A 22,762-nucleotide genomic window follows, 5' to 3' on the forward strand; every position below is an offset into this window, starting at 1 on the left:
TCTACTTTTTAGCATGAATTTTGTCCATTACACCTACTTTGAAAAGTTTAGCTTTCGCCAAATACAGGTAGGGGATCAAAGCTAACCTCTGATCGTGGTAACTTGGCAACATCTTGCATACGCCAATCATCTTCACCTTCATGGCTTACTTGTAAATAATATTTGGCCTTAAGAGGATCGATATCCAATTGCGCGCTGTATTTATTGCCTTCTACATGCTTTAACACCGCATCACGGTCTTTTTTGATGTCAGTGGCATGAGAGATAGACAGATCCAGTGTTTCAGGATAGCTAAGCGGACTGCCATTAATCAGTTTGCCCGACTGCAAACTTTGCTCAGGATAATTAAGATAAAACACAACATCGCCATTATCGGCAAATTGCATTTGTCCATGTAGGTCTAAATCATAGGTCAACTTGTCACGCGACACATCATGATAAAGGGTTTTACCATCCATATACCAGTCGTCGCGTACCACGCTATCACGAATCTGATAAGAGTAATAAACAAACCAGATGCAAGCAATGACAACAAAAGCTGGCATACCAATGACAAAGATAACCACCATATAGTTTTTATACCATGGCTGGCTGTCTTGATGCTTAAAATTTGAGGCTGGACTGGACATAATATACCTATTAATCAGATATTTAGTAACCGTATCAACGGATAAAGCTGACAGCCAAAAGCTGCCAAGGTAAGGTAACTCAATAACCAGTGAGCTATCAAGTACTAACTCACTGGTAGGTATCATTTAACAATGAATGTTAATGCTTACTGACCTTGAGTGGTAAAAACATTCTGCTTACTAACCTGATATTTGCCGTCTTCACTACTGACATTCAAAGTCACGGGTGTTTGACCAAATTCAATCACATCAGGGTCGCCATAGATACTAACTGGCATATCAAAGCTTTCACCGGCATCTAACGGTACATCGTTAAAGCGAATCTCCAAGCTCAAACCCTCTTGCGGTGCGAGCGTTATTTGATAAGTATGGGCATCTTGGGTTTTATTGGTCAGCTTAACGATATAACTGTTTTCAATCATGCCTTGCTGATTCAATGAAGACAACTGATTGCGGTCACGCCGTATATCAATCTCTAATGGCACACGGTCATTCAAAGCGTATAAAACGCCGCCACAAAGTATCGTGAGAAATGTTAAGTAAGCGAAGAAACGAGGGCGAAAGACACGGCTCTTCTCTTTTTCAGCCAATTGACGCTCTGTGGTATAGCGGATAAGTCCGCGTGGATAACCCACTTTATCCATTATCTCATTACAAGCATCCACACAGGCGGCGCACTGAATACAAGCTACTTGTAATCCATCACGAATGTCAATCCCAGTAGGGCAGACCTGTACACACATCTGACACTCGATACAGTCACCTAAATTCTCAGGGTTGGTGCCTTTTTTGCGAGCACCACGAGGCTCGCCGCGCTCATAATCATAAGAAACGATTAACGTATCTTTATCAAACATCACACTTTGAAAGCGACCATAAGGGCAGATTTGGATACACATCTGCTCGCGCATATAACCTGCATTGACATAGGTCGAAAACGCAAAAATAAATACTGATACCCATATCCACGTCGCCCAATCTGGGAAAGGGATAAAACCAATCATCTGCCAGCTATTGTACAGAGCATCTGTACCGGATACATAACTTACAAAGGTCGTGGCGGTAATCATGGAAAACACAAACCAGATGAAATATATCAAGAAGCGTTTAAACAACTTGGTTGCGCTCATTGGTTCTTTATCAAACTTGATGCGTTTATTGCGATCGCCAATCACCCATTTTTCTACATATTGAAATAAATGCGTCCAAATGGTCTGGGGACAAGCATAGCCACACCAAACTCGCCCCGCATAGACTGTTACCATAAATAAGGCGAAAGCTGCAATGATAGCAAAGGCGGCAATAAAATAAAAATCCTGCGTCAAAAATGTCATGCCAAAAATATAATAATGTTGCGATGGCACATCAAACCAAATAGCTTGTCGTCCGTTATAGCGCAACCACGGCAACAGCAAAAACGCCGCTAAAAGTGCGTACATCGTAATAACACGAATGTTTTGATAGAAACCAGTCACAAATCGTGGATGGACACGATGCTTTGTGGCATCAAGATCTATTTGCTGTACAGAGATTTTATTAGATTGTGGTGCTGACATAAACGTGCCTCTTTAAAAAAAGAATCAGTCTGCTGGCATGGGTAACAAACATCTGTTATAAAAATAAGATAGGTGGATGTACGGTGTTATCAATGTCAGTAAGTAGAGAAATAAAAATTGAAAAGCAATATCCATATGAGGGCTATTACGCTACAAATAGTAGCACTGCTAAAAACCATAATTGATAATAAGGCTTAAATATTTTTAATAAAAAAGAGAGGACTGCAATGACAGACCTCCCTTTATCTAAATCTACTCGTCAATGAGATAGCTGCTAACCAAGTAACTGTAATCAAAATTAACCGTATTAGTTAACCGTTTTCTCTGTACTTGCCACTGGTTCTGGCATAGCAACTGCAGTAGTCGTCTTAGCAACCGGTTTAGCCGTTCTATCTGATAACGAATAAACGTAGGCCGCAAGTAACATAATACGTTCATTACCTAGCTTAGTTTGCCACTCAGGCATCACACCTGCACGACCATAACGTAATGTTTCTCGAATAGTCTCGCGATCGCCACCGTATAACCAGATATTATCTGTTAAGTTTGGTGCGCCAGTTGAAATCATCCCTTTGGCATCATTACCATGACAAAGCACACAGTTGGTCGGCTCGTTGAAAATTACTTTACCTTGAGCGACCATGGTTTGATCGAGATCATACCCTTCTTGATTACCAGATATAGACAGAACGTACTCAGATACCGCTCGCACCCCATCTTCACCTATCTGATCACGCCACGCTGCCATACCACCAACTCGACCATTATGTAATGTGGTTAAGATGTTGGCAGCTTCACCGCCATATAACCATTCGTTATCGGTCAAGTTAGGATAGCCCACAGCGCCCTTAGCATTTGAGCCATGACAGACCGCACAGTTCTGTAAGAACAAGCGGCTACCGACTTTTAACGCATTCGGGTTTTCAGATAACTTTTCAACATAAGGCGAAAGCTCTGCAACTTTTTCATCGATCTGAGCTTGCAGATCTGCAGGCGGCTTTTCACTACGACGCATAGTTGCTTGCATATCAGCCAAGCTGGCTAGGGTCTTAGTAGCACCGCTGGCATCTGCTTTTGCCAAAATGTTTTTCTCAAAGTTATCCGTAAATACTTTGTTATTACTCTCAAGCTCACTGTAAAGCTCATTTTTAGAGGTCCATGGTAAAGTTTTGCCATCGACTTCTACGGTTGTGATGCCTTCCCATTTTGAGGGGAAAATACCTGGAAAGAACACCCAGTAAGCAACACCCCAAATGATGGAGCCAAAAAATATCACTAGCCACCATTTAGGCAGCGCTTTATCATATTCTCGAATACCGTCGTATTCATGCCCTGTGGTACCGTCCTCTTCTACTTCTGGTTTGAATTTTAAGACCATTAGTAAAATACCAAGGATGAACGCCCAGCACATGATACTTATTATAGTTATCCAAGAACTCCAAAAGAATGTCATCGTTTATCCTTATCGCGCTGCTCGTCAGACAGAGATTTGATATCCTCGTCATCAAGCGCAAGTTGTGCATCTTCTTCGAAGCGTTTTTTGTTTTTTGGCGAATACGCCCACCATGCAACACCTACGAAGGCAATAAAGGCAGAAACGGTCGCAATTGTTTGTAATTCACCAATACCCATTAGCGCTGTCCTTCCATTGCGGTACCCAACTGCTGCAAATAAGCAACCAAAGCATCAAGCTCAGTAGCACCAAGCACAGCATCTGGAGCGCCTTCGATGTCTTCTTCAGTATAAGGCACACCGAAGCGATCACGGAATAGACGCATTTTGTCTTGAACATTAGAACCATTCACTTCATTGGTCGCAAGCCAAGGGAATCCTGGCATGACTGATTCAGGTACTAGTGAACGCGGATCAATCAAATGCTGCTTCTGCCAATCTTCAGAATAGCGTCCACCAACACGTGCTAGATCAGGGCCAGTACGTTTTGAGCCCCAAAGAAAAGGGTGATCCCACGTTGATTCAGCAGCACGCGAGTAGGGACCATAACGTTCAACTTCGGCACGTAGCGGACGAATCATTTGGGTGTGACAAACATGACAGCCTTCACGAATGTAGATGTCACGACCTTCAAATTCAAGCGCAGTCCAAGGCTCCATAGAAGGCAGAGGTTTATTCACTCCGCCTTCTTCAGCGCCCTTATAATCATATATCAGCGGCACAATCTCAACAAGCGTTGCAAAGCTAATAGCGATAACGATACCGATGACCAACAAGCCTGTATTTTTTTCAATAATTTCATGCGGTGTACCAGCCATGATCGCTCCTTATACTTTAGCTGTCGAGATTTGATCGACACTAGGTTCATGATCAGTCGGATCAGCAATGTCTACTGGCTTGCCCTCTGGCATCTTGATTGTTCTATAGACATTATATGCCATTACAAACATACCAGATGCATAGAGAAAACCACCAAACGCACGACCCATATAGGGAAAACGCGAGAATTCAACGGTATCAATAAAGCTGTATACCAAAGTACCGTCTGGATTAGTCGCAAGCCACATCATGCCTTGACCAATACCTGAAATCCACATAGATACAATATAGAAGATGGTACCCGATGTTGCTAACCAAAAATGCGTCGTGATCAAGCTGATAGAATACATTTTTGGTTTGTTATAAATACGTGGTAACAGTACGTATAGTGAACCAATGGTAATCATACCGACCCAGCCAAGAGCACCTGAGTGTACGTGTCCAATCGTCCAATCCGTATTATGCGATAAAGCATTTACGGTTTTGATAGACATCATTGGGCCTTCGAACGTCGACATTGCATAGAATGACAATGCCACAATCATAAAGCGAATGATTGGATCGGTACGCAGCTTATCCCAACTACCTGAAAGCGTTAGTACACCGTTAATCATACCACCCCAAGATGGCGCAAATAGGATGATTGAGAATACCATAGCAAGCGACTGCGTCCAATCTGGAAGCGCTGAATAATGCAGATGGTGACCACCAGCCCACATATATGCTGCGATCAATGCCCAAAAGTGAACGATAGACAAACGGTAGGAATAAATAGGACGACCAATCTGTACTGGCACGAAATAATACATCATACCTAAGAAAGCCGCCGTCAAATAGAAGCCTACCGCATTATGCCCGTACCACCACTGCACCATGGCATCGGTTGCACCGCCAAATAGCGAGTACGACTTAAAGGCACTAACAGGAATTGCCATACTGTTTACGATATGTAATAGCGCAATCGTAATAATAAAGGCAGCAAAGAACCAGTTAGCCACATAAATATGTGATGTTTTACGTTTGATGAGCGTGCCGAAGAATACAATGGCATAAGAGATCCATACCAGAGCAATCAAAATATCAATAGGCCACTCAAGTTCAGCGTATTCTTTGGATGATGTTAGTCCTAAAGGTAGGGTAATAACCGCCGCTACGATGACCGTCTGCCAACCCCAAAAAGTAAACCAAGCCAAATAAGGGGCAAATAATCTGGTCTTACAGGTACGTTGAACAATATAATAAGAGGTTGCGAACAGGGCAGAGCCACCGAACGCAAAAATAACCGCATTGGTATGTAACGGTCTTAAACGACTAAACGTCAGCCATGGTATATCGAAATTGAGTGCTGGCCATACTAACTGAGAAGCAATGAACACTCCAATACTCATGCCGACGATGCCCCATACCACGGCCATAACCGTAAAGAATCTTACGATAGTAATTTCGTACTCACGGTCCACTGGGGCGACTGCTGTGTTTTGTAAACTCATTGGATGATTCCTTTACAGCCCGAATTATCAACAGAATTAACTAACATGCCATGTCATCTAGATCATGATAAAGATCATAATCAAACAATGGCTTTGGTAAAGGCTGTTTCCACTTGTCTTATTAGGCTGACGATATTAACTACCAAGCTAAGCATGGTCTAGATATCAGTGATGGCTGATGGGTAGAGAGCAGTACTAAAGCGCACTGCCCGCGAAGCTGATTGATAGTAGGATTGTTAATATATTGTCAGGTTTAATAAGAAAATGTGTCGTTATCTAGCATCAAACATCTATTGAGGTTGAGTATTTGTCTTAATTGTCACCGCCAAAAGCCGTACAAACCAAGATAGATACTGATGTTCAACTGGTGATAAGAAGATAATCGACCGTCAATGTATGCTAGCGATAGCTGACAAAAAAACATATTTACGTAATGTTTAGTTAAAACTCCCGACTCTGTTTAAGGGTATTGTAACGCAAACCTAATCAAATATCATCAGAACTATGCGCCAAAATACAAACTCTTTAGTAAAATCTTAGCAAGCAACTTATCACTGCTAAGCTATCCACTTATTTTATACCCAATTTTATGACTATTCTATAGATGGAAAAAGATAGTATTCACAAGTTTGTACGGACAAATTATGAACAAGGTTTTGTAACAGTTTTATTATTTGTTCTACAAATAAGTTTTACTTATTGTAAAGTGGCATCTTATAATGCCACTGAGCAGCATCCATAATAGAGTGCTTATTATATAAAATAGTCACCTCGTGGTAGTAAGTTTTTTGGCATTTAACTGGCTGTTAGGTTGGAGCAAGAAAGATGCTGACCTAGCACCGATTAACAACAATATGTATTAAGGATAATAACATGGCAGTTTTTTTGACAGATGAATGGTTTGAGCAAGTTGAGCAAATGGGTCAAGAAGCAGGTGAGCTTAACTTGCCGCCTGCACTTGCAAATATGATCGTCAATCTAAAAGTATCTGATAGCGAGCAAGACATCGAAGCCAATTTTGCAAACGGTCTATTACATCGCGGCTTAAACGATGGAGCGACCACCACGTTATTGCTTGATCGTAGTATCCTACAATCTATCATCACTGATTTCGATACCAATGAAATCATGGGCGCCTTTATGGGTGGCAAGATTCGTGTTGAAGGCGATATGTCACAGTTGATGGCAGTACAGACGGCTCGTCCAAGTGCTGAGCAAAAAGCGCTTTATAGCAACATTAAGTCAATGACTACAATGGCTTAGAGTGTTTATTAATTCAATCGTATTCAGACAAATAAAAAGCCCCTAAAATCAATTAGGGGCTTTTTATTTGTCTGAAATAATCTAAATCTGACTAGCTGGCTTTTGATTGGGCTGCTTGCTGATTTTCTTTATAAATGGCCGCTTGGAGCCATACGTTTGCTTGTACGTAATCATGAACGTTAATAGAGGCGGTATCAGGTGTTTTTAGCGCACCAATACGCATCACAAACGGATCAGCATCTTGTTCGCGCAGTACCACCACATCAAACAAGATAATTGTTTTACCATTAAATAGGGTTTCTTGCTTGCCAAGTACTTGACCTTGACACCAAGCTTCATCTTCTTGACCTAACGTGTCACCAAATAAATACGCACACATATGACCCAGATTGATCTCGACCGGCGCCATTTGTTCCTTGGTTTCTGGTTGCCATGCTTTGATTTGTTCTTGTAAGTCATCTGGCATCTTTCCACCGTTTGCCGCGACGATATCATTGAAAGCACGGTGATAGCGTATCGCTTCTTGGTCTTCTACTTTGATGACTTCATTTTGCTCACTGATTTTGATCTCATGCGCCCAAGCGCTAAAATTCACAAAATAGGCGGTATCACGTTGATATAAATGACGATTAGCAGTATATAGTTGATCAAAAGCGTAGATGATGCTGCCATCAGTGGTACGTAAGCGTAATACTGCATCGTGTGAGTTATCATTGACAATCATACGCTCGATTTTACAGCTCAATCCATATGGGCTATCGACACAAGGGTAAGCATTGATAAAGCATTCAGGCTTGCCATCCTTCATTGCCAGTACTTGATTGATATGACAAGGCTGGTTCTCAGATAGCAACAAACAGCTGTCTTTGGCACTGGCATCGGTATTAAGACCTTTAGGCATCGCTGCTTTTTCAATCATCTGTTGTAACCATTCAGGTACATCATGACTCATGTCATCAGTCAGAATACGCCAATGGTCACCGTGACCAGCTGATTGCTCATCAGTTAAGGTGATTTTGGTAGGAGATTGGATGTTTTTATATTGATAATTAATGGTCATGAAAATACTCAAACTTAAGTCAGCCATGAGGTTTGGGTCTGAAACTGTGATCGCTGAGTACCATGGGCCACTTTAAAAGAGGGGTTTATGATGGTCAGCAATGCTGTCAGTAAAGAGGCAACAAACAACAATGAGGGGTTAATGACAATTGTCCTTAGCATACAATATATAGGTATAGACACAGAGAATAGCAAGTCTGTTATAAAAAATAATCATAAAACCGCATTTTTTATTATAAAATCTGGACAGTTTTCGGTAATGACTGGCACCTGTTAGCCAAATTGTGTCAAACTAGCTCCCTTTTGACAGCCACATTTGGCTTGTCTTACACCCTGTTTTTGTGTTCGATTGATATGTTTTTGTGGCAGCTGCAAAAGTATGATGCAATTGCCGCTATTTGTTTTGTAACCTACATAAAGTCGCACGTAGATAAGATAAAGAGTTTGAATATGTTTCGTCCTTTAGCGTTATTTATCGGCTTACGGTATACCCGAGCAGAACGTAGTAATGGTTTTATCTCTTTTATATCACTGATTTCAATGATTGGTCTGACGCTTGGCGTGGCAGTATTGATTACCGTGCTGTCGGTCATGAACGGCTTCGATCGTGAGTTAAAAACGCGTATTTTGGGTATGGTGCCACAAGCGACGGTCACATCAACCGAGATTATCGATGATTGGAAACAAGTCGCTGATAAGATTAAAGAAGATCCAGAAGTGGTTGCGGTTGCCCCGTTTATCCAGTTGCAAGGTATGTTGACCTCGAATGGTCAGGTAGCTGGCATCATGGTGACAGGTGTTGATCCTGAGTATGAGAAAAACGTTTCTATCATCAATGAGCATATGGTAGAAGGCAATATTGATACGCTAAAAAATGGCGAGTTCGGTATTGTGCTTGGTGAAGGTATGGTGCAATCACTAGGGTTGCAATTGGGTGACAAAGTCACTCTTGTGCTGCCAGAAGCATCGCCATCACCAGCTGGCGTGATACCACGCTTTAAGCGCTTTACCTTGACCGGTATATTCTCTATCAGTCCAGAAGTGGACGGTCTCATGGCATTTATTCCAATGGGCGATGCGGCGAAGTTATTACGTTTACCGGAGGGTGCCCAAGGTATCCGTATGAAACTTGATGATATCTTTACAGCGCCAATGGCAGCCCAAAAAGCGGCTGCGATTGCGCCAGAGCAATTATATCCTAGTGATTGGACCCAGACGCATGGTAATCTATTTGGTGCTATCCAAATGGAAAAAGCCATGGTTGGCTTGCTACTGTTCTTAATTATTCTTGTGGCAGCTTTTAATATTGTTTCAAGTTTGGTCATGTTAGTGACGGATAAAAAAGCAGACATCGCTATCTTAAAAACCTTTGGCGCATCCCCGCGTCTGATTACTCAAGTCTTTATGGTGCAAGGTGTGGTCATCGGTTTTATCGGTACCATTGCAGGTACGATATTGGGTGTGATATTTGCATTAACGGTCAGTGATATTTTGGGCTTTATCAATAATAGCTTTGGTCTAAATTTATTTGATGCTTATTTTGTAAACTATCTACCATCGCAGCTGCGTTTGGCAGATGTGGTATTGATTACCAGTGCGTCATTTATATTGAGCTTTTTGGCGACCATTTATCCAGCACGCCGAGCGGCTAAAATTCAGCCTGCACAAACACTGCGTTACGAGTAATTTACAGGCGTTAATGCCGTTATAAATAAAACAAAGGATGCATTATGTCTGCTATCTTAAAAGCGACCAATATTAATAAGATATACGATGAAGGCGCTGTGAGCACCCAAGTCTTGACCGGTTTGGATTTGACTGTCACCGCTGGTGAGCGCATCGCAATCGTTGGTACCAGTGGCTCAGGAAAGAGTACTTTGCTCCATCTGCTCGGTGGGCTTGATACGCCAACCAGCGGTGAGGTTTGGTTGCATGGTCAGTTATTAAATAGTATGAATGAAACCGAACGCGGTGCGATGCGCAATAAGCATTTGGGATTTATTTATCAGTTTCATCATCTATTGGCTGAATTTACTGCCATTGAAAACGTTGCCATGCCACTATTAATGCGCCCAGAAGTATCGACGGCTGAAGCGCGTCAGCAAGCCATCGATATTTTAAACAGTGTTGGTCTTGAGCATCGTTTGGCACATAGACCTGGTGAGTTGTCAGGCGGTGAGCGTCAGCGCGTGGCGATTGCACGTGCTTTAGTCACCAAACCGTCGCTTATCTTGGCAGATGAGCCAACAGGTAACCTAGATTATGATAACGCACAAAGCGTTTTTGGATTATTATCAGAGCTACAAAGTACGATGCAAACAGCACTATTGATGGTCACTCATGATCGAAATCTAGCGGCGCTTGCTGATCGTCAGCTGCTTTTACGTAATGGTCATTGGGAAAATTATTAAAATATAATAGAAACGGACTGCAAGATAGCAGTCTATTGATTGAGTAAGGATAGATATAATGGATAAAGATGACGACCCGATTGCTGCTTTTGGCAGTATTGAAGAAGGTGATGAGCCACTAAAACTTTATATGGATACTGCGTTATTTGATACGCTCGATAAACAAGATCAAATAGATTTACTGACGCCCGTTTTCGATCGTATTACTTTGGCAGGTGTTGATTTTGACTTAAAGGTTCAAGACAGTGCGACAGGTAAGCGTTATGTATTGCTCAAAAACGAAGAAGTGGTTGAAGTCTTTGTGATGGATAATAAGCTCACTGACAACATCCTTAATGCTATTGAAGCAAATAGAGAGGATGATTGATAGAGTTCATTAAAGTTCAGGCGGCTTATCTAAAGAGCTAAGCTGCCTTTTTTGCCAACTCGTGACAGTCTTATAGCGCCAAATGGCTTTAAACGCTAAGCCGCAGACGATGCTTGTAATAACGGCTAAGATAGTAAGGCCTAGGCAAAATGCAGTTAAGGATACAGTCCCTTTATAAGTAACAAAGGGGTTGGCACCGTCAGAGATTATCCATAAACTTAAGTCAGAGATCATCCTGCCAATCGTGCGCAAGCTAATCATCGGCAGATCGAGTATTTCGGCACCGACATAGTATCCAGCGTAAAATACCGGTAAGGTGGTGAGTGGATTGGTAATCCATGTTAAGCCCAGTGCCATAGGGACATTGGCGCGAAAAATAAGCGCACCAATCAATGCCAATAACATCTGTCCTGGCAATGGAAAAAAGGCACTCAGCACGCCGATATAGACGGCTTTATTTAAACTATGGCGATTAAAATGCCACAATCGTGGGTCAGAAAGTTGCGGCGCAAACAGTTGTAGTGTGCGACTTTCTAACACTTTCTCAGGGGTAGGTAATAAGTCTTTTAAACGTTTTTTGGGCACAGATTTGCCTTTACTCATTGTCCGCAGCCCGCTCAATCATAATAATAGGCAGATAGGCAGTCATGTTGTTGATAAAAGTATGGATAAGAATTCTATCAGAAAAACGTAAAAAGAACGTTAGACAATCACCATCCTAGTGTGTGCAATTAGTATAGGATAATATCCGGATAAATACCATGGCTTGATGTAGTGGTATTTAACGTCAAGCTAATATAGCAAGCGCATTACAGTTTTTTTAGTGAATGCTATATATTATTTCAAATATTAAGCAAGGAGTGCTGGTGTATTGGTTAATAGGTAGCTTTATCATCCTTGCTATGATGGGTGTTCTGGCGGTTGCTGATAGCACGCCTATACCAATAATGTCGCTATTTATGGATAGCGTCAGTACTCCTGTTCTGACTATTTCATTCATACTTCTTACCTTTATTTTAATTTTGATCAGCCAGTTTACTATCCCATCAGCTTATCGTGCCAATTCCGTAAAAAATAGGCCACATCACTCTAGGTTTGCTTTTCGTATTCTCTATTTTATATCAATCGCTATACTGGCAAGCACTTTGATTATCGGCAGTGGCTTGAAGGCACTAGTAAGTCACCAACAAGCAGACGATCAAAAGATCACTGAGCCTATGCGTGTGCAGGCTTTGGTTTATATAGAGGGAGTAAGTGATAGTGTGTATGATGCTGGTACCGATACCGGCTATCGGCAAGTTGCGATCATCAGTCAAATATTGCCATTGGTTTCTGAGCTGACAGCGCAAGACTTAGATAAAATAACAGCAGAATATGGAGCAGGGCTAAATAATAGCTTAAGCGGCGATGATATCAAGTATGAATCTTCAAATGCCATATCTTCACATCAAAACACACTCGCTGAAAACGCTGCTCAAGCTAACGTATATCGCGTCCTACTTAATGCTTACCCAAAAAAGCCAGCCAAACAGTCATCTCAGACTAACTCTAAGAAAAAATCTCAGAAAATAGAAAAACAGAGTCAGATTGCTGACCTAAATCATTTGCAGCCGGGTGATAGGTTGTTTATGACGTTGACGCTTGCACCACTTACTACTTCTGAGCAAGTATCAAATAACCCATCAGGGTTTGATGGTTATCGCTGGCTACGTGGTCGGCATATTGACGGCGTTGCCAATATACTGGCTACTAGCAGCGCGATTTTGCCATCCAGTCACCCACAGACACATTCAAATTCGCATTTACTCTCTTCTGATTCTTATTTAACACGGTTGCGTACTACTATTGACCAAGGACGTTGGCAATTACGCCAGCACTTTTATAAAGATTGGTCTACAAATACTGCTACAGAGCAACAAGCAAAAGCGGTCACGTTAAGCTTGCTGACCGGTGATCGCAGTTTAATCAATCGTGAGACCAAAGATCTGTATCAGTTGGCTGGTATTTCACACTTATTAGCAATATCAGGTACACATGTTTTGTTTTTAGCGATTGTGCTGGCTGGTATGGTTATCCTACTGGCTAATCGTCTGTATCCCGCTTTATATCGCTATATTCCGCGCTGGCAAATACGTTGGTGGGTGATGATTAGCGTCGCATTTATTTATGCATTATTTACAGGGTTTGATGTGCCCGCTGCACGTACCGCATGGATGCTACTAGCAGTCGGTCTGACAAGGCTAACTTTATTGCCCGTCAGTACCATGCGTGTATTATTCGCCTTGGCAGTACTGATGGCATGGCATGACCCTTATGTATTATGGCAAGCGGGTTATTGGCTGTCCTTTATTGCCGTGGCGTTATTGCTTAAATATGAAGATACCTCACAAAATCAGCCATTAACATCAAACCAACCCTCTACCTCCTATGACAAATTATTCAGACGTCTATGGCTAAGTTTTAAGCGCTTATTTAAGTTGCAGTTTTGGCTATTTCTCGCTCTATTACCTGTCACTTTGTTGCTCTTTGGCAAAGCCTCAGCATGGGGGTTAGTCGTAAATCTCTTTGCTATTGGCTTATTTGGTTGGATTATCGTACCGCTTAATTTATTGGCTGGGCTTTGCTATCTTATATTGCCGTCTGTAGCCGATATTATTTGGACATTAGTCACTGCGATTGTCAGTAACCTACACGAACTGATAGTATGGCTAACGGCAATGCCTGTGCTATCAGATGCATGGCTTTATACGCCCGTTAATGCCGCTATTTTGCTCATGGCATTGTTAACCATGTTACCTTGGTTGCTACCTCGCGGTCTGATCAGTCGTTGGCTAGTATTGCCACCGCTCAGTCTTTTGGTAATGACGGTATATGCCAATCAGCAGTCACTGACTACGATACCCACTCTATATATATTGCCAACGGGTGATCATTATATAAGTGCCACTTTATTACAATATCCTATCGTTAATGATAAAGATGCCAAAAATACCAGCTGGTTGTTTTTGGCAGATCATAGAGCCAGTAACACTAAAATTAAGACCATGCCCAGCAATCTGACGGCAGATAAATTCTCTGCCATCTTAGAGCAGCAATTGGGCAGCTTATCTGTCAATAAGCTAGAGGGCATCGTCGTACAAAGCAGTAGTAGTGGCGTGACTGATTCACGCGTTTACGATAAAAAGAGCAGCGCAGTGAGTCCTAATGATTCAGAGCTCTTACCCATGATAGTCGCTCAGCTCAGTCAGAGATTGCCTGTGAGCCAATACTGGCAAGCAGGACGTAGTGAGCGTTGGTCTGCGCTGCATCAAGCTTATAAAGTTACTACGGACTCTCAAAAGACGGCAACTATCAGCGCCCAACGTTGCGAATCCGGTAAAATATGGCAGCTGCCAAATGGTAACTTAACGTTGCAAGCAATCACAGGCTGGAGCAAGATAGAAGATGCCAGTGTTTGGGATTGTACTGTGGCTATTGATAGCAGCACGCCCATACAAGTGCTCAAGTATCAAGCAAACAATGCACTCAAATCGTTACCTGCTAACTCACAAATATTCATGTCAAAAAGTCAACCACTACCTGACCAAGCAAATATGTCGCAATCGCGGCTAATTTTGAATGCAGATACGCATGAGCGAACTTGGCAAATGTGGTCGTTGCTATGCTCGGCTGATTTAACCAATAGTAATATAGCCATGAATCATACGACATGGCTGGGTCACAGTACCTCACATATCTCGTATGAGGTAATCACCCAGCAACAAATAGATGAGATAATTACCTATGATAATAAACCGTTAGAAGTGGCTTTATCTTCTGATGCGCTATTCAAAGAAGGTAATTAAAAGTTGTTCCAATATCGATAATGTTGCAGAGGTTATTGGGAACTTCTAATATCTAGCGATAGTGTTTTATTTGTGATATCACATTTATAAAATATAGGTATTTCACATAGACGCTATTGAACCACGAGTAAAATGGCACCATACTTAACCACCTATTCATACAGAAAACTTAAACAGTAAGAATCTCGCATTTTTCTGTCTTAAGTTTATATAATCTGTCTTTTATCGTTTTACGTTGTTTCTACTTAGGAAGTTATATGCCCAACTGGCCGCCAGACCCTAACAAACGTCCTGACAATTCGGCAAACCAGCCAGCACCGATGCAGCAGTCAAACCAGCCGAGTGGGCAAGAATGGCGACTGATTGAAAATACTTTATTAGCAAGCGTGGTCGAGCAACGCCGTGCCCGTCGTTGGAGTATTTTCTTTAAGCTACTGACCTTTGGCTATATTTTATTGATATTTTTGACGATTGGTCGTAGCTGTAGTACTGAAGCACCCACTGCTCTTGATGGTATTGATACCAGTAAGCCACATTTGGCAGTGGTTGAGCTTCAAGGAACTATTAGCAGTGGTGATGTCGCCAACGCTTATGATGTCAATGATGCGCTCACACGCGCCTTTAAAAACAGTAATTCAAAGGCAGTGGCGCTCGATATCAACTCACCGGGTGGCTCGCCTGTGCAGTCAGATGAAATCTGGCAGACCATGATGGATTTGCGTAAAGAATATCCAGATAAAAAGCTTTATGCAGTGATTGGCGATATGGGGGCTTCTGGCGCGTATTATATCGCATCAGCGGCTGATGAGATTTATGTCAACCCATCAAGCCTAGTCGGTTCGATCGGCGTCATTATGCCAAGCTATAATGTAAAAGGCTTGATGGACAAGGTCGGCGTAGAAGATCGTACCATTACAGCAGGGGAATATAAAGATATCTTGAGCCTGTCACGTCCACTAACGGATTATGAAGAACAGCATGTTGAAAAAGTGCTGGACAATACTCATAAGCACTTTATTAATGCTGTAAAAGACGGTCGTGGCGATCGTCTGAAAAATCCTGAACAAAATAAGCTGTTTTCGGGACTATTTTGGACAGGTGAACAATCTATTGAGCTTGGCTTGGCGGACAAAAAAGGCAGTATCTCAAGTTTAGAGAAGCAGCTTAAATTAAATAACGTGGTTAATTATACGCCAAGTGATCCGTTCCAGTTATTTATGGATCGCTTTGCCGTCAAATTGGGCGCAGGTGTGGGTTCAAGCATCAATCTTGATCTCTTGCCACAAGAAGAAGGCAACGCGCAGATGCGTTAATAGACTTTAATTTTTAGCGTTACCGTGTATGATTGTTAAGGCTGAGCGTTTGATTACGCTCAGCCTTATTTATGTGTCGCTATCTAGCATTTAAAACCATAAATATCATATAAACCATTATAACAACTAATGAGAATGTGCCATGAGAGAAGTCAATGTGCAGTCTTTTGCGTCCTTACCGATATCGAAAATAACTCAAAAACCAGTCATCCATTTTGCTCATGCCAACGGAATGCCAAGTCCTGTCTATGAGCCATTTTTTGAGAAATTGGCTGAATTTTTTACCATTGAATATATCTCAATGTTAGGCGATACGCCTGATTATCCGGTCGATAACCAATGGCGAAGTCTCACGCAGCAGATTGTCGATAGTGTTAAAGATACCTGTAAAAAACATGGCGTTAAGCAAGTCGTAGCCGTCGGACATTCGCTTGGTGCCATGTGTACTTTGCAAGCGTTGTACCGCGCACCTGAGTACTTTTCGCAAGCCGTTCTGATGGATCCACCATGGATTTATGGCAAAGTTAGCTTGCTATGGCATCTCGCCAAGACAGCAGATCGATTGCCATTGATGAATAATCGTTTGATGGATAAGCTATCGCCCGCTGGTGTATCTAAGCATCGCCGTGACGTATGGGATAGCCGAGAAGAGGCATATGACAAACTGCGCCATAAAGGGTTTTTTAAAAACTTTACTGAGCGCAGTTTTCAAGGGTATATTGAGCATGGTCTGCATAAGCGTGCCGATGGTAAAGTTACCTTGGCGATTCCAAAAGCCAGTGAAGTCGCCGTCTTTCGGACTAACCCTTCTTGGTATTGGTTGACCCCGAATCGTGCCCCTAAAGTGCCAGTTACATTGATTATCGGTGAAGACAGTATCTTTTTAAAACGTCGATTCCCGCAACAAATAAAGTCGCGCTTACGTATTCCTTATATTACTCATACGGGTGGTCATATGTTTCCACTTGAGCATCCAAAGTCCGTGTCAGAGCAGGTATTAGCATTGATTGAAAAACAGTTATCTGCCAAATAACAGGCTTTGTTTTTAATCAATTTCCTTATGCTAGACCGATTGTCTTTGTGAGTAGTTTTTAAGCAATGTTTCAGTATCTTTTCGAGTAAACCTATTATGTCAATGCGAATGCCAAATAAGAGCGCCGCTGAAACCAATAAAGTTGTCATACATCCTCAGCCTTTATTCACACGCTTAGGCACTTTACTGCTTATCATAGGTATGGTGGTTGTTTTCTTTATCAGTCAATTGAGCGCGATTTATATCGCTGGCAAACTGGTATTACCAACTGCCAAAAGCGCAACGATCGGCGATATTTTCTTTTTTGGCAGCAATGATGGAACGGTTGTCAGTATTTCTATCGTGATAGGCTGCGTGCTATTAATGGCAATCAGCGCGTTGGTTATACGCATGAGAGGCGGCAATTTAAAGCAGTATTTAGCATTAAGACCGTTCTCATTGGCGGTCGGTATGGGCATGATAGGGCTGCTATTGATATTTATGATTGGCAGTCAAGCATTGACGTATGTGCTTGATAAATCACCACTGGACTTTGTCGACCCTTTATATCAGTCTGTCAGCTCAGTATGGCTACTTATTTTTGCGATGGTTATCGTCGCGCCTATTTATGAAGAGCTCATATTCCGGGGGTTATTGTGGTCGGCGATTGCAGAGCAGTTTACCTCGCCATCTGATGCAGGGCATCGCGGGGCAATCGTAGCAAGTCTGGTAACCAGTTTTATATTTGCGGTCATTCATTTGCAATATGGCATGTATGAGATCAGTACCATCATAGTACTGGCATTATTATTTTGCTATGCGCGTATCAAATCAGGCTCGCTGATATTGCCCATGTTATTACATATTATAAATAACGGCGCGGCTATGTGGCAGTATCTGGCGCAAGTCGCGTAGGTGGTAACAGTGAATACTTAAGCCGTATGCACTGTTATAGTAAGATCAGTATAGAAACGATACAGAGGAACTGGAATGAATTTTTTGTAGCGTCTGTCTGCGCAGGCACAGCACGCCAGAAAAATTTATACCAGTGCCGCGTCAAAATATGATGTATCTACTTTATTTAGAATCGACTATATTTAATGGTAGGTTTTATCAGGCGTCAGGCGTCAGGGTTAAGGGCTAGTACTTCAGTCGCCGCGTGCTTGATATCATCGATGGTCAAGTGAGGCTTACCACTCAATGCTTGACGCCATTTTCGGGCGCCCACCAATCCTTGGAATAACCCTAAATAGTGCCGAGTCATCGTTGGAAGCACTTCACCTTTGGCGATTTGCGCTTCTAAATAAGGATAAAGCTGAGCTAGTATATCTGAACGCTTTGGGACAGGGGTTTCCCACAAGCTATTGGCTTCAGCAAGCAGATACGGGTTATGATAAAAGGCGCGTCCAATCATAACGCCGTCAATGTGCTCAAGGTGTGCCTCAATATCAGCGACGGTTTCAATCCCACCATTTATCTCAATATCAAGGGTAGGAAAGTCCTGCTTTAAACGATACACATCTTCATAGCGCAGTGGCGGTATCTCACGATTTTGCTTTGGGCTCAAGCCTTGTAGCCATGCCGTACGCGCATGAACGATAAAGCGTGTACAACCACCTGCTGCTACCTTTTGTACAAAATCCGCCATAAATTCATAACTGTCAAAATCATCAATGCCGATACGATGCTTGACCGTGACTGGAATATCGACTGCCGCTTGCATATGCTTGACCAAGTCTGCAACGGTATTGGGTTCTGCCATCAAGCAAGCACCGATTTTATTGTGCTGTACACGATCAGAGGGGCAGCCAACATTAATATTAACCTCATCATAACCATGCTGCTGAGCAAATTCTGCACACTGCGTCATCTCAGCGATATCTGCGCCGCCAAGTTGCAATACCAGCGGATGTTCAAGAGTATCAAAGCGTAAATGCCGCGCGCGATTGCCATGTATCAGCGCGCCCGTGCTGATCATCTCGGTATACAAATAAACATACGGATTAAAAAGCCGAGCAAAATAACGATAATCCGTCGTTGTCCAATCGATCATGGGTGCAACCGAAAGACGTTTATTGGTCATATCAACCATAGTGGTTAAGCCTTAATTTTTTAGAAATTTTTGAAGATGTATATGCTAAATGCTGATGGTAGATGTGTCAGTTTACGTATCACTTGCAATGGCCTGTGAGTCTATGATCAATAGGGTAATAAAAGATCAGCCTATTGGTCATAGACTCACACTATATAACTTGATCGATTTTTTTGAATTCAGGTAAATTATAAAAATAAATGCCCATGATGATGCCGATAAAACCGATAAAAACGATATACAATGCGGGTGAAAAGCTCAGATATAAAGTGGCATAGCCAAGTCCGAACGGTATCAATACCCCAACAATACCATAAGTGACATTATAGCAAAAAGCCATTCCGGTGAGTCGCACATTGGTAGGAAATAGCTGAATCAAGATGGCAGGTATCATGCCGACAATACCCGAACAAAATCCCAAAAGCGCATACATAATAAGGATATAGTCGCCACTTGCCTCTAAGTGATAAAAGAAAGAAAGCATCTGAGCGATCAAAATAATGGAGCCTATTATCAAGATTTTGCCAAAGTTCTGATTGTTAGAGATGATGCCATAAAAGATACAACCAAAAATCATAAAGACGATGCCAAGGCTGTGTGAAAATCCAAATAAGTCAGTATCAAGTGTAAAACGTAATTCAATCAAATCAGGCAGTAAAACAACAACGACTGTGGTAATACTTGAGGCAATTAAAGTGAGAACCAGACCTATAAAGATAGCATGCTTGCAATGCTTAAATAGGGTCGTAAAAGGCTTAGCAATATAATCACTAGGTCTTGATTTTTTCATCTGAGTGAAAAACGGAGTTTCTTCTATCCATCGCCAGGCAAGGAGCGGCAAGACCGTCAGGATAGCTGCTATAAAGAAGGGCAAACGCCAGCCATAATCTGCCAATTGCTCAGTGGTCAACGTACTGTTTAACCAAAGAAAAAAAGCATTAGAGAATAAGACGCCCACAAAAAAACTGGCGGTCACGTAGCTACAGCTTACAGGCAGATATTGGCGCGGTACATGCTCTGCAACGAACACCCAAGACAGTGGTACATAAAGACCATAAGCCATGCCATGTATGATTCGCAAGAGGATAAACAATGCAGGCGCTGCTAAACCCCATTGCGTATAAGTGGGCAGAAATCCCATGGCCAACAAGCTTGCTGCCGTAACCAAGATACTGATAAGTAGCAACGGTTTACGACCTTTTATATCGCCATAACGTCCAAAGATAACACCGCCAAGTGGTCGTGCCACATAACCAATTGCAAATAATGACAGTCCCTGTATCTTCATAAGATTGGGATCTGAGCTAACAGGAAATAAAGTCGCTGCCAACATATCTGCAAGATATAGGTATAATAAAAAGTCGAAAAACGCTATTGCACTGCTATAACAAGTGAACAGTACCATGTTTTTATCTTTAGAAGACATCAGTGCATATTGAGAACGAGAAGGCATATTAAGTCACGCATCCAGACATTAAGGTATTCGTTAAGGCAGTCATTATCTAAATAACTGCCTATAATAAAAAACGATAAATCATCATTACTAATGATTTATCGTCAAAATAAAGACGTTTATGTCAAATAAGGTTGTATGAAACAAAATTGAGCCAAAGTTAAGCTAAGGGCATGCAATGTCTGCTTCTGTTATATTGAGCCAACTATAACAGCCAATCAATAGGTAACCATGACATGATGGTTAGCCAAACATGATCACTGACATCGACGCGCGGCTCTGAATCATAAATGACTTTCTTATCTTTTTCCATGGTATGCCATTGTAAATCACCGTTTTCTAGTAACTTCACTTCATACGCTTGATTTAATAAGTCATCGCTCAATGCATCATGCAACTGAGTTGCAAGCTCATTATCATTGATAATCACGCCCATCTCAGTATTAATATTAGCCGAGCGCGGGTCAACATTATATGAGCCAATGAATACTTGATAGTCATCAACGGCGAAAGCTTTTGCATGTAAACTGGTTGAAGATTGGCTACGCGCTTTCCAGAGTTTGTTTTCACGCTTTTCTTCAGAAGCAGTTGATTTTAGCTCATAAATCTTGACTCCCGCGCGCAGTAAACTAGGACGCCATTGGCTATAGCCGGAATGTACCGCCGTTACGTCGGTTGCATCAAATGAATTGGTGAGAATTTTGATTTCGATACCAGATTCTGCTAATGCGACCAACGTATTAACACCGTCTTTGGTCGGTACAAAGTAGGAGGAGATAATAGTTAGTTTTTTTGATGGGCTACCAAGCAAAGTGCGTAGCTGATGCACTAAATTCGTGTCTGCTGGCACGGTTTTGGTCAATTTTCCAACGTCATCACTCAAGAACTGCATGTCCGTCCAACGAAACGGCACTCGCTTATTAATCAAATCCGTATCGATAGAGGAGTCTTCAATGGCTGCTTTATACACTGATAAGCTGCCACTGCTACTACTTTTTTCATCGGCTTTTAACTTGTCGAGCCCTTGTACGAAGTCAGTCGTCTCTCCTTTATCAAGGGTCGCTAAGGTTTGAATATCAAATGATATTGGTGCTGACCAGTAGCTGGCAAAGCTATTGTCAATATCTGCCACCACTTTACCAATCAATAGTACATCCAAGTCGGCGAACTGACTGTTTTTATCATTGCTTAGGTATTCATCACCGATATTGCGACCACCAATAATGGTGATTTGCTTATCAAAAATCATGCTTTTATTGTGCATGCGTCTATTGATACGTGGCAAACCGGTGACAAAATTTAAAGTCTGAAATTTACGATGCATGAGTGGATTGATAATACGCACAGCAATATTAGGGTGACTGGCAAAACGCAGTAAATGTTGATCAAATTTAGCATTATTATTAAAATCATCGAGCAGTAAACGTACGATCACGCCGCGCTCCGCCGCATCCCATAAGTCTTTGAGCATTAGCTGACCGGCTTGATCATCATGCCAGATATAGTACTGGGCATCGATATTGCGCGTTGCCATACCTGTCAATATACTGCGTGAGGCAAAAGCATTGGCGCCCGTTACAATTGGATGATACCCTGACAAATCAGGGTGAATCTCACTCTGTTGACTGATGGCAGCAACCAAATCAAGATTATCCGTGTTTGGGGTAGCAAGGTCTGTGCTGACAGTCGTAGTATTTATAGGATCGCCCTCTTTTTGGGCGTCTTTTTCTATTTCAGCTTGTTTGCTGATGTCCGATTGGTATAAAGCATTGACCCGTGCGGATAGTGCTTGGCTTTCAGGCAAGTGCGGTTGCTTGGGTAAGCTTTGGCATCCACTAAGACCTAAGGTGAGACCGAGTGTCAGGCTCAACGATAAGTTGCTGGGTTCTATACTGAACATCGACATAAATAAATTACCTTAGTGAGCCTTTATATAATGAAGAAGTTGTCAAAAAATATGTCAGAATTTTTTGGTGGTTTTGCAGATGATAACACTGACTA

At 42.0% G+C, this 22,762-nt stretch carries 19 protein-coding genes; 8 read left to right on the forward strand and 11 right to left on the reverse strand.

Annotated elements, in window-relative coordinates; genetic code table 11:
• Nucleotides 1-47: 47 nt before the first annotated feature.
• From AC0J5Y_RS04060 to ccoN, 6 genes are all read right to left on the reverse strand, one after another.
• Nucleotides 48-629 carry a FixH family protein gene (locus AC0J5Y_RS04060; RefSeq protein WP_475131637.1) on the reverse strand — a complete coding sequence of 194 codons (582 nt, stop codon included), beginning with the start codon at nt 627-629 and terminating at the stop codon, nt 48-50.
• A 146-nt stretch (nt 630-775) separates the two neighbouring features.
• Nucleotides 776-2,185 carry a cytochrome c oxidase accessory protein CcoG gene (gene ccoG / locus AC0J5Y_RS04065; RefSeq protein ID WP_475131638.1) on the reverse strand — a complete coding sequence of 470 codons (1,410 nt, stop codon included), beginning with the start codon at nt 2,183-2,185 and terminating at the stop codon, nt 776-778.
• Between the two features lie 307 nt (nt 2,186-2,492).
• The gene (ccoP, locus tag AC0J5Y_RS04070; RefSeq protein WP_475131639.1) at nt 2,493-3,638 is read right to left on the reverse strand and encodes a cytochrome-c oxidase, cbb3-type subunit III; all 1,146 of its coding nucleotides are present in this window, start codon (nt 3,636-3,638) and stop codon (nt 2,493-2,495) included.
• Complete coding sequence (locus AC0J5Y_RS04075) at nt 3,635-3,817, reverse strand: cbb3-type cytochrome oxidase subunit 3 (RefSeq protein ID WP_201563678.1); 183 nt, start codon at nt 3,815-3,817, stop codon at nt 3,635-3,637. Before AC0J5Y_RS04075 ends, ccoP begins: the two co-directional genes overlap by 4 nt.
• On the reverse strand, nt 3,817-4,455 hold the full coding sequence (gene ccoO, locus AC0J5Y_RS04080) for a cytochrome-c oxidase, cbb3-type subunit II (protein ID WP_475131640.1): 639 nt from the start codon (nt 4,453-4,455) through the stop codon (nt 3,817-3,819). The genes AC0J5Y_RS04075 and ccoO overlap by 1 nt, the downstream gene beginning before the upstream one ends.
• Before the next feature lie 9 nt (nt 4,456-4,464).
• Nucleotides 4,465-5,946, reverse strand: a complete 1,482-nt coding sequence (gene ccoN / locus AC0J5Y_RS04085; protein WP_475131641.1) for a cytochrome-c oxidase, cbb3-type subunit I — start codon at nt 5,944-5,946, stop codon at nt 4,465-4,467.
• Between the two features lie 873 nt (nt 5,947-6,819).
• Here ccoN and AC0J5Y_RS04090 point away from each other — a divergent pair.
• Nucleotides 6,820-7,209 (forward strand): SCP-2 sterol transfer family protein, encoded by a 390-nt coding sequence (locus AC0J5Y_RS04090; RefSeq protein WP_475131642.1) that lies wholly within the window; start codon nt 6,820-6,822, stop codon nt 7,207-7,209.
• Between the two features lie 91 nt (nt 7,210-7,300).
• Here the strand turns inward: AC0J5Y_RS04090 and AC0J5Y_RS04095 are convergent, their stop codons facing one another.
• Entirely contained in the window at nt 7,301-8,269 is a 969-nt protein-coding gene (locus AC0J5Y_RS04095) for a hypothetical protein (protein ID WP_475131643.1), read from the reverse strand.
• Nucleotides 8,270-8,718: 449 nt separating this feature from the next.
• On the opposite strand from AC0J5Y_RS04095, the gene AC0J5Y_RS04100 reads away from it, so the two are divergent.
• Genes AC0J5Y_RS04100 through AC0J5Y_RS04110 form a run of 3 tightly spaced genes read left to right on the forward strand, consistent with a single transcriptional unit; the run spans nt 8,719 to nt 11,046 of the window.
• Nucleotides 8,719-9,954, forward strand: coding sequence for a lipoprotein-releasing ABC transporter permease subunit (locus AC0J5Y_RS04100; RefSeq protein WP_475131644.1), 1,236 nt, complete (start codon nt 8,719-8,721; stop codon nt 9,952-9,954).
• Nucleotides 9,955-9,998: 44 nt separating this feature from the next.
• Entirely contained in the window at nt 9,999-10,679 is a 681-nt protein-coding gene (gene lolD, locus AC0J5Y_RS04105; RefSeq protein ID WP_011513135.1) for a lipoprotein-releasing ABC transporter ATP-binding protein LolD, read from the forward strand.
• A gap of 58 nt (nt 10,680-10,737) precedes the next feature.
• Complete coding sequence (locus AC0J5Y_RS04110; protein ID WP_475131645.1) at nt 10,738-11,046, forward strand: hypothetical protein; 309 nt, start codon at nt 10,738-10,740, stop codon at nt 11,044-11,046.
• Nucleotides 11,047-11,055: 9 nt separating this feature from the next.
• On the opposite strand, the gene AC0J5Y_RS04115 is transcribed toward AC0J5Y_RS04110, so the two are convergent.
• On the reverse strand, nt 11,056-11,631 hold the full coding sequence (locus tag AC0J5Y_RS04115; RefSeq protein ID WP_475131646.1) for a DUF2062 domain-containing protein: 576 nt from the start codon (nt 11,629-11,631) through the stop codon (nt 11,056-11,058).
• 281 nt (nt 11,632-11,912) lie between these two features.
• Between AC0J5Y_RS04115 and AC0J5Y_RS04120 the strand changes: the two genes are divergently transcribed.
• The 4 genes from AC0J5Y_RS04120 (at nt 11,913) to AC0J5Y_RS04135 (ending at nt 18,131) form a co-directional block, all read left to right on the forward strand.
• Nucleotides 11,913-14,891 (forward strand): ComEC/Rec2 family competence protein, encoded by a 2,979-nt coding sequence (locus tag AC0J5Y_RS04120; RefSeq protein ID WP_475131648.1) that lies wholly within the window; start codon nt 11,913-11,915, stop codon nt 14,889-14,891.
• A 257-nt stretch (nt 14,892-15,148) separates the two neighbouring features.
• Nucleotides 15,149-16,204 (forward strand): signal peptide peptidase SppA, encoded by a 1,056-nt coding sequence (gene sppA / locus AC0J5Y_RS04125; RefSeq protein ID WP_475131649.1) that lies wholly within the window; start codon nt 15,149-15,151, stop codon nt 16,202-16,204.
• A 142-nt stretch (nt 16,205-16,346) separates the two neighbouring features.
• The gene (locus AC0J5Y_RS04130) at nt 16,347-17,237 is read left to right on the forward strand and encodes an alpha/beta fold hydrolase (RefSeq protein ID WP_475131650.1); all 891 of its coding nucleotides are present in this window, start codon (nt 16,347-16,349) and stop codon (nt 17,235-17,237) included.
• A gap of 108 nt (nt 17,238-17,345) precedes the next feature.
• Nucleotides 17,346-18,131 (forward strand): lysostaphin resistance A-like protein, encoded by a 786-nt coding sequence (locus tag AC0J5Y_RS04135; protein WP_475132072.1) that lies wholly within the window; start codon nt 17,346-17,348, stop codon nt 18,129-18,131.
• 205 nt (nt 18,132-18,336) lie between these two features.
• Here the strand turns inward: AC0J5Y_RS04135 and dusA are convergent, their stop codons facing one another.
• From dusA to AC0J5Y_RS04150, 3 genes are all read right to left on the reverse strand, one after another.
• On the reverse strand, nt 18,337-19,308 hold the full coding sequence (dusA, locus tag AC0J5Y_RS04140) for a tRNA dihydrouridine(20/20a) synthase DusA (protein WP_475131651.1): 972 nt from the start codon (nt 19,306-19,308) through the stop codon (nt 18,337-18,339).
• 151 nt (nt 19,309-19,459) lie between these two features.
• On the reverse strand, nt 19,460-20,761 hold the full coding sequence (locus AC0J5Y_RS04145; RefSeq protein ID WP_475131652.1) for an MFS transporter: 1,302 nt from the start codon (nt 20,759-20,761) through the stop codon (nt 19,460-19,462).
• A 205-nt stretch (nt 20,762-20,966) separates the two neighbouring features.
• The gene (locus tag AC0J5Y_RS04150) at nt 20,967-22,667 is read right to left on the reverse strand and encodes a phospholipase D-like domain-containing protein (protein WP_475131653.1); all 1,701 of its coding nucleotides are present in this window, start codon (nt 22,665-22,667) and stop codon (nt 20,967-20,969) included.
• Between the last annotated feature and the right edge of the window lie 95 nt (nt 22,668-22,762).

Source organism: Psychrobacter sp. TS_SC_6 (assembly GCF_056156305.1).